7 protein-coding genes are annotated in these 8,834 nt (G+C 61.8%); 2 read left to right on the forward strand and 5 right to left on the reverse strand.

The genetic code is table 11. The features are described from left to right. From ACYP5B_RS33990 to ACYP5B_RS34010, 5 genes are all read right to left on the reverse strand, one after another. Positions 1–1,238, reverse strand: a 1,238-nt coding sequence (locus ACYP5B_RS33990; RefSeq protein WP_459572549.1) for an efflux RND transporter permease subunit, incomplete at its 3' end; no start/stop codon positions are given. A gap of 433 nt (positions 1,239–1,671) precedes the next feature. Beyond that, complete coding sequence (locus tag ACYP5B_RS33995) at positions 1,672–2,022, reverse strand: hypothetical protein (RefSeq protein ID WP_459572550.1); 351 nt, start codon at positions 2,020–2,022, stop codon at positions 1,672–1,674. A 242-nt stretch (positions 2,023–2,264) separates the two neighbouring features. Then, positions 2,265–3,071, reverse strand: coding sequence for a sulfite exporter TauE/SafE family protein (locus tag ACYP5B_RS34000; protein WP_459572552.1), 807 nt, complete (start codon positions 3,069–3,071; stop codon positions 2,265–2,267). Between the two features lie 33 nt (positions 3,072–3,104). Further along, positions 3,105–4,772 carry a bifunctional protein tyrosine phosphatase family protein/NAD(P)/FAD-dependent oxidoreductase gene (locus ACYP5B_RS34005; RefSeq protein ID WP_459572553.1) on the reverse strand — a complete coding sequence of 556 codons (1,668 nt, stop codon included), beginning with the start codon at positions 4,770–4,772 and terminating at the stop codon, positions 3,105–3,107. 39 nt (positions 4,773–4,811) lie between these two features. Next, the gene (locus ACYP5B_RS34010) at positions 4,812–5,699 is read right to left on the reverse strand and encodes an MBL fold metallo-hydrolase (RefSeq protein WP_459572555.1); all 888 of its coding nucleotides are present in this window, start codon (positions 5,697–5,699) and stop codon (positions 4,812–4,814) included. A 369-nt stretch (positions 5,700–6,068) separates the two neighbouring features. On the opposite strand from ACYP5B_RS34010, the gene ACYP5B_RS34015 reads away from it, so the two are divergent. Continuing rightward, on the forward strand, positions 6,069–7,358 hold the full coding sequence (locus tag ACYP5B_RS34015) for a sigma-54 interaction domain-containing protein (RefSeq protein WP_459572556.1): 1,290 nt from the start codon (positions 6,069–6,071) through the stop codon (positions 7,356–7,358). 662 nt (positions 7,359–8,020) lie between these two features. Beyond that, a complete protein-coding gene (locus ACYP5B_RS34020) occupies positions 8,021–8,614 on the forward strand; it encodes a copper resistance protein CopQ (RefSeq protein ID WP_459572554.1) in 594 nt (197 codons plus the stop codon). The last annotated feature ends 220 nt before the right edge of the window (positions 8,615–8,834 follow it).

Here is an 8,834-nt window from a genome sequence, read left to right on the forward strand (position 1 = left end):
ATTGCATCGTCCACCACGATACCGATCGCGAGCACGAGACCGAATAAGGAAAGCGCGTTAATCGAGAAGCCGAACAGATGCATCAACCCGAACGTTCCGACGATCGACACCGGCACGGCCAGCAACGGGATGATCGACGCGCGCCAGGTCTGAAGGAACAGAATCACGACCAGGACAACGAGCGCGATCGCCTCGAATAGCGTGTGCACAACGGCATCGATGCTGTGACGGACGAACTCGGTGGGATCGTAGACGATTTTGTAATCGATATCATCCTGGAAACCGGCTTTGGCATCCTTCATGATTTCGCGTGCAGCGTCCGAAATGTTGATCGAGTTCGATCCAGGCGCCTGCGAGATGAGCAATGCGACTGCGGGCTTGTTGTCGAGCAACGACCGAACGTTGTATTCGGACGCACCCAATTCAATCCTGGATATATCTCGTAAGGATGTCACTGCCCCCGTAGCCGAAGTCCGAACCACGATCGCACCGAACTCCTCGACTGTGTTCAGTCGCCCCTGCGCGTTTACTGACAGTTGGAGATCGTTGCCAGGGGTCGATGGCGATGCGCCGATCACGCCGGCGGCTACCTGTACGTTCTGTTCTCGAATGGCCTTGACGACGTCGCTTGCCGTGAGTCCCCGCTCAGCGGTCTTGGCCGGATCGAGCCAGACGCGCATGGAATAGTCGCCTGAGCCCAGCAGCAGCACTTGGCCAACGCCGGGTATCCGTGCAAGCCTGTCCTTGACATTGATTAGCGCGTAATTGCGTAGATATGTCGTGTCGTATCGGTTGTTTGGCGACACCAGATGGATGACCATGGTCAGGTCCGGGGCGCTCTTGACGGTCGTAACACCGAGTCGGCGGACATCTTCGGGCAGGCGTGGCTCGGCCTGTGTTACTCGATTCTGGACAAGCTGTTGTGCTTTGTCTGGGTCCGTGCCCAGTTTGAATGTGACGGTCAATGTCAATTGGCCGTCGCTATTCGACTGCGAGGACATGTAGAGCATGTCCTCGACACCGTTGATCTGCTCTTCTAGCGGCGTGGCCACCGTCTCGGCGATGACCTTCGGATTGGCCCCTGGGAACTGCGCCTTGACAACCACCGCCGGCGGCACCACTTCTGGATATTCCGACACAGGAAGCCGGAACATGGCGATCGCACCGATTAGAAAGATCAGCGCGGAAAGCACGCCGGCGAAGATGGGACGGTCGATGAAGAACCGGGAGAAGTTCATAGGTGGTTCTGACGGCAGACTGGGGAGGGTGGTTCACGCGATGCGAAATGATTTGCGAGGTATGGGGAGGTGAGCCGGCACTAAGATCCCGGCGCGGACACGACGCCCCCCAATACGCGGCCACGAGGGAGAATCTACGGTCTCGTGAAAAAATTGGAAAAGACTTTAAAAGCAGACGGGCATACTCCCCAAGCATGGGGTTCGCAATGGAGGAACAAGGGAACTGCGACACCTTCGGTGCTCGCATCCGCCGTCAATTCAAATCAAATGTCCCGCGCCCTTGGTTATTGTGAGCCTACGCCGGGATTTCTCTGCACTTTGTACGCCACGCCACTTTCTTGCGCAGAGGCAATGCGGCGTCGCCACGTGGTTTGGTCGGTTGATGAAGCAGGTGCGCCTGCTCCTTGTCGTGCATCCTCAATCCTCCTGAGACTCAGTGAGCCACGCCGCTGCTATGCGTGGGGTGACCGGCAGGCATGCGATTGACATGCCTGGCGGGCATTTGGCTGACGAGCACGGCTACGCAGATGATTGCGCCGATGATGAGGATTCCTTCCAACATTGCCCTGCGCACAAATCGCTTCAGTGGGCGGTGCGCCTCCTGCCGACTCCACTCGAGAGTAAGGACAGAGAGCATCGTCGCCAATAGACCCGACGGCTTGTCGAGGCTGGTTGCGCCGGTCGCCCAGGCGCGCAACGACGGGATGCTGAGATAGTGATTCGCAGCGCCCAGTGTGACGATGATCGCGACCAACGACCGCTTGTCATCGGCCCCGTCGACCAACGACTCTTCTCCTAGACAGAATGTATTGACCTGCCGCACCTCAAGCGACGTGGATTGGGCTTGACACACAGCTCAAGCGAGACGGGGCTCGGCTGTCGTTTTGCTACGAAGCCGGACCAGGTGGCTCTATGCTGTATCGGCAACTGCACGACCTGAAGCAGGACTGTCAGGTGGCGGCCCTTGACGGGAGTCGCCGCAAGCCTGCGTCGGTTTCTGGCCATTGGTAAACGGCCGGCTGCGAGTCACCCGCCTAGCGCGGCCTTCGCCATCAGCCCGAGCGCCACGCAGATCAACGCCACCGCGAAACCCACCTGTACATGCAGCGGGGAGAGACGGTGCGAGACCAGCCGCCCGGCCACCATGCCGGCGGCCGTCGCCAGGCTGAACCAGAGCGTCAGGTGGAGCGGCAGCGGCGCGCCATGCAGGACCGTCACGACAACACCGCCGCTGCCGACTAGGGCGATCACCATCAGCGACGTGGCGACGATGCCATGCATCGACACGTTGGTCAGCTTGCGCAGCATTGGCACGATGATGAAGCCGCCGCCCACGCCTAGCAGTCCCGTCATCAGCCCGGTCAACGCGCCGGTTGCCGCGAGCGCGGCCCCGGTGGTCCATGACCAGATCAGCCGCCCGGTGTCGGGGTTGATGTGGCCGACGCAAAACCGTGAGTCCGCGCTGTCCGGACGCCCGCGCCGCAAAGCCTGTAATAGCAGCCTTCCGGCCACCACTAGCATGACAGTGGCAAACAGCGCCAATAGCACGCGTTGTGGCAACGCGTGCGCAAGGCGTACGCCGGGCGAGGTCAGCGGCACGCCCGCCGCGGCCATGAAAAGCGCGGCGCGGTAACGGACGAGGCGCTGCCGGAATGCTTCAAGCGCGCCGATCGCAGCGCTGCCCGCCACGGCGACCAGCGCTACCGGCGTCGCCTGCTGCATCGGCCAGCCCATGCCGGCCACCAGTGCCGGAACGGCGAGGATGCCGCCACCCGCGCCGGTCAGGCCGAGCACCGCACCAACGATGGCGCCGAGGATAAGTGAAGTTAGCATGGAAAATCCGACAGGTTGTGAGCCACCGCTGCGTTAGCCCACGAGTTCAGGCCGCACCATCCACTCGCGCCCCTTGAGCATCCCGTGCCAGTAAAGCGGCGGCAGGATGCGCTCCTTCAGCAGCCACGCGAGGCGCGACGGATGCTTGCCGTCGATCAGCCAGGTCGGCAGCGTTGGCGCGACCTTTCCGCCATAGAGGAATTCCGCGAGCACGATCTTGCCGCGTTCGACGGTCAGCGGGCATGAGCCGTAGCCGTCGTATGCCGCTTCGCCCCGGACCTTCCCCAGGCCCGCAAGCACGTTGTGGGCGACGACCGGTGCCTGCTTGCGCGTGGCGGCGGCGGTCTTCGCATTCGGCGTGTTTGCGGCATCGCCGAGCGCGAAGACGTTTGAGTAGGTCTTGTGGCGTAGCGTCGCCTGGTCGACGTCGACCCAGCCCGCGTTATCGGCCAGCGGGCTGACGCGGATGAAGTCCGGTGCCTTCTGGGGCGGCACCACGTGGATCATGTCGAACTCACTAGTCACCGATTCCACGTTGCCGTTCTCGAGCGTGTGCCTGAAAATCGCGCGTTTGCCGGGGCCGTCTATCGCAATCAAGTTGAAGCCGAAGTTGAGTGCGATGTCGTAACGCTTGACATACTCCATCAGGGCCGGGACATAGTCGGCCACGCCGAACAACACCGCCCCGGCATTGAAGAACTGGACATCCATCTGCCCGAGCCGGCCTGAACGCCGCCAGTGATCCGAGGACAGATACATCGCCTTTTGCGGCGCCCCGGCGCATTTGATCGGCATCGGCGGCTGGGTGAATAGCGCGCGACCGCCCTTGAGCTGGCGCACGAGCTGCCAGGTATAGGGAGCAAGATCGTAGCGGTAGTTGGACGTCACGCCATTTTGGCCAAGGGTTTCCGGCAACCCGTCGATAGCATGCCAGTCCAGCTTCAGTCCCGGACAAACGATGAGCTGCCTGTAGCTCACCACCCGGCATCCTTCGAGAACCACCGAATTCTTTTCCGGCTCGAACGCTGCCACTGCGGCCTTGATCCAGTGCACCTTGCGAGGGAGCACGGCGGCCATCTCGCGCGCGGTGGTCCCGGGATCGAACACACCGGCTCCGACCATGGTCCAACCTGGCTGGTAATAGTGGACGTCGGCGGGGTCGATTACGGCGATGTCGAGGTTGCGGTCGCGCGCGAGCAAGCTCGAGGCTGCCGCCACGCCCGCGGCGCCTGCGCCGATGATCACAATGTCGTGACTGGTCACGGCTACTTCGACGGGCACCTTGCCGCCGTTGGCGATACGCCGTGCCAGCGCGGACAGGTCATAGCCTGCTGCCTTGCCGGCGGCGATGATGTCCGGCAGCGGCCGGCGGGGCGCTTCGGATAGCGCCCACAGCGTCGCGGCACGCATCCCGGTGCGGCAATAGGCAAGCACCGGCTTCGGCAGTGCCTGCATCAGTTCGCCAAACTGCGCAGTCTCGGCATCGCCGACCTTGCCGGACTCGATGGGCAGGTAGTGGGTCTCGATACCATGTTCACGGGCCGCCGCCTCGATCTCGCTAAAGTTGGGCTGGTCGGAACCTTCTCCGTCGGGGCGATTGCAGACGACGGCGCGAAAGCCAGCGTCCGCGATCGCACGCAGGGCGGATGCGGCAATCTGTTGCGATACCGCCAGGTCGGCCGTCAGTGTCTTGATGTCCATCAACTTCTCCTGTTGCTTCTATTAACGACGTGGACCGGCTCAGATTGCGTTGAGGGGAATCTTGAGATACGGCACTCCGTTATCTTCCGGATCGGGCATATGTCCGGCGCGCATGTTGACCTGCACTGACGGCAGCATCAGCACCGGCATGTTGAGCGTCGCGTCGCGCGCAGTGCGCATCGCAACGAAGGCCTCTTCGCTGATACCGTTGCGTATATGGACGTTGTGCTCGCGTTCCTCGGCTACCGTGCTGACAAACTGCAAAGGCCGCCCGCCTGGCTGGTAGTCGTGGCACATGTACAGCTTCGTGTCCGCCGGCAGGCTCAGCACCTTGTCGATTGACCGGTAGAGTGTGCGGGCGTCGCCGCCGGGAAAGTCGCAGCGCGCGGTACCGTAGTCGGGCATGAACAGGGTGTCCCCGACAAAGGCTGCGGTCTGCGCGCCGTCGCTGACCACATAGGTCATGCAGGCCGGCGTATGGCCTGGGGTATGGATGGCGCGCGCCTGCAACGCTCCGACGGCGAATGTTTCGCCGTCGAAGAGCAGGTGATCGAACTGGCTGCCATCGTGCACGAATCTCGAGCCGGCGTTGAACAGCTTGCCGAACACGTCTTGCACGCGCGTCACCTGCGCGCCGATCGCAATCTTTCCACCGAGTCTTTCCTTGAGGTAGGGCGCGGCGGACAGGTGGTCGGCGTGCACGTGGGTTTCGAGAAGCCACTGGACCTTCACGCCCAGCTCGTGGACGCGAGAGACTAGCTTGTCGGCTGTCATCGTGGAGGTACGGCCTGACTTCGGGTCATAGTCGAGGACGCTGTCGATCAGTGCACAGTCGCCCGTGCGGACATCCAGCAAAAGGTAGCTGATCGTCCAGGTACCGGGGTCGAAGAAGCCTTCGACCAGCATGGGGCTCGTGGTATTCAACATCCTCTCCTCAAACGAATGGAGCTTGCGAAGCTGCAAGGCCAGCCAATCAACACAAGAACCGTGCCACCTCACCCCGATTGATCGAAGTTAGGTAACTATTTGATTTGTATCAATATTTCTCTTCCATCGGGTTGCGTCACAGCCCTTGGAACGGCCGTCTGGGGTCGAGGGCTGCCATTTCTGGCAGTCAGGTGGCAGGGATGGCAGTTGTGGCAGCGTCGACGTATAGTGAGGTCTCCTGGAGCCGCCGCCGTGAAATCCCCTAAGCCGTCCATACCCATCACGCCCCTCGTAAAGACCTCGGCCGGGTCGCCTCAAGCGCTGGATGTCGACGCCCTCGTGTCGTATCTGGAGCACGACGCTCAACCCATGATCGTGCTCGATCCCGAGTACCGCATCCTCGCTGCCAATACCGCTTATCAACGTCAGTTCGGCGTCGCCAGCCAGCCTCATGTGGGCCGCAAGTGCTATCAGGTCTCGCATCACTACGACGTACCTTGCGACCAGGCGGGCGAGCACTGTCCAATGAAGCGGGCCTTTGAGCTGCGCGGCCCCGACCGCGTGCTCCACATTCATCACACACCTCGCGGGCCTGAGCATGTCGATGTCGAGTTGCGGCCGATATTCAATGCGCAGCGGGAGGTGGTGGCTTACGTCGAGCGGCTCTCTACGGTGCGCGGCGCGTCCGCCAAGCCGAGCGCGGAAGGTCTGGTCGGGCGCTCGACGGCGTTCAACGCGGCAATCTCGGCGTTGCATCGCGTCGCGCCTTCGACGCTGCCGGTCCTGCTGCTCGGAGAATCTGGAACCGGCAAGGAACTGTTCGCGCACGCCCTGCATGAGGCGAGCGAGCGCGCGCAACGCCCTTTTGTCGTCGTCGACTGCTCCGGCATCACGGAGGCCTTGTTCGAGAGCGAACTGTTTGGCTACGAAAAGGGTGCGTTCACGGGCGCAGCGGCGCGCAAGCCCGGTCTGGTCGAGACCGCGCAGGGCGGGACGCTGTTTCTCGACGAAATCGGCGATGTACCGCTGTCGATGCAGGTCAAGCTGCTACGCCTGATCGAATCTGGCACGTTCCGCCGGGTTGGCGGCATCGAGACCTTACGCGCCGATTTCCGACTGGTGGCGGCGACGCACAAACCCTTGCGGGAAATGATCGACGACGGCCGATTCCGCCAGGACCTCTACTACCGCATCAGCGCATTTCCGATTCACTTGCCGGCGGTGCGCGAGCGGGCGGACGACATCGCGCTGCTCGTCGACTCGATACTGCAGCGTATTGGTAGCGCGCAAGGCGTGGCAGGCACTGCTGCAGGCCGCAAGTTCAGTGTCGCACCGGACGCTCTCGAGAGACTCCATACCTATTCCTGGCCGGGCAATATCCGGGAACTGCGCAACATGCTCGACCGGGCGTGCCTGCTGGCCGATGACGGGGTGATCCGGATCGAACATTTGCCGGGTGACATGATGGCGGGAGCGTCGGCGCATCTGGAGAGCGGCGCGTACTCGACCTCGCTTTCAGCGCGCGGCGAGCTCACTGATCGTGAGCTTGTACGGCTGGTGGAGGGATTTTCAGGGACACGCAGCGCGCTCGCTGCGTACCTCGGGATGAGCGAGCGCACGCTATATCGTCGACTGAAGACGCTAAGGCGAGTGGGGTAGTTTTGATTTCGGTGCAATGTGTGCCAGAACGTGAGCATCAGCTGACCGATGTTTGCGATGCTTTAGCGCCCACGGATGGCGATGATGAAAAGGCGGTCTGGAGTTAAAACGCAATGAATCGCTACCACTTTGGCCCCGGCTTCCTGCATCACATCGTGCCCGACCAACCAGCGCCAGTGGGTGGGGCGGCCGGCTCCAGGAGTGATGATATCGGCATGCGCGATGATTGTCATAGTGGCGATAAGCGCAGAAGTCGTGACGCCAATGGAAAGGAGGATCGTTGCCCATGACCAGAACTTGGTTGTAAGTTATTCAATAAAATCAATTATTTACAGTCGATATTGATCCGCTCAATTGGGCCGATAGGAATCTTTTTGCATGGGATCACAAATTTATCCTTGCCTATCTATCTGTAGGTAGATATTATTTGATCCATGGACAGGGACGCAGCGGCCAGAACAAGACGCAAAGCGAACCGGTCCACGCAATACCAAGTAGTTTCACAGTACCGGAGGCGGTCTTTTTTTAGCACTTCCCATCTATCTAGTAGTAGGTAGTTCGGGTGAGGGCCAGGATAAGGGCTGCTTAATACGCAGCACAGACATCGGCCCGCGATCAGCTACCCAAACCAAGATCGCCCGGCCCATCGCAAGGAGAACATCATGAACGCCAAGACCATCCTGACCGCCGCCGCTATCGCTGCCGCTTTCGTAACGGGCGTTGCCCAGGCTACCCCGCAAAAGGCCGGCGAAGCGTACGGGTACACCTATCGCGTCAACGATCAGCGCAGCGCCTTTACAGATGGCGCTCGCACCACTAACCGTGACGTCTACACCGACGGCGCCCGGATCAGCAACCGTGATGGCTATACGGACGGCGCCCGCGCCAGCAATCGCGACGGCCTGACGGCAGGTATCAGCAACCGTGACGCCTACACCGACGGCGCCCGCATCAGCAACCGTGATGGCTATACGGACGGCGCCCGCGCCAGCAATCGCGACGGCCTGACGGCGAGCATCGGCAACCGTGACGCCTACACCGACGGCGCCCGCATCAGCAATCGCGACGGCCTGACGGCGAGCATCGGCAACCGTAACGTCTACACGGACGGCGCCCGCATCAGCAATCGCGACGGCCTGACGGCGAGCATCGGCAACCGTAACGTCTACACGGACGGCGCCCGTATCAGCAATCGCGACGGCCTGACGGCGAGCATCGGCAACCGTGACGTGTACACCGACGGCGCGCTGGCCTGATATCGACTCCCGTCGCCACGGCCTGGCGATGATCGCATCGCAGACGGTGTGCAATACGAGCACCGTCTGCCTATCCACAGGTGAACCACCGTGGAAACGATATGGCACGCGGCTGGCCGTCCGCATGGCCCCGATGGTCGGTCAAACTCCCCCACCTGTGGTCACCTCAAACTCCCCCACCTGAAGGGGCGCTGGAAGTGATGTAGGCGCCCGGCAGGAC

This window comes from Cupriavidus sp. 8B, assembly GCF_054589115.1.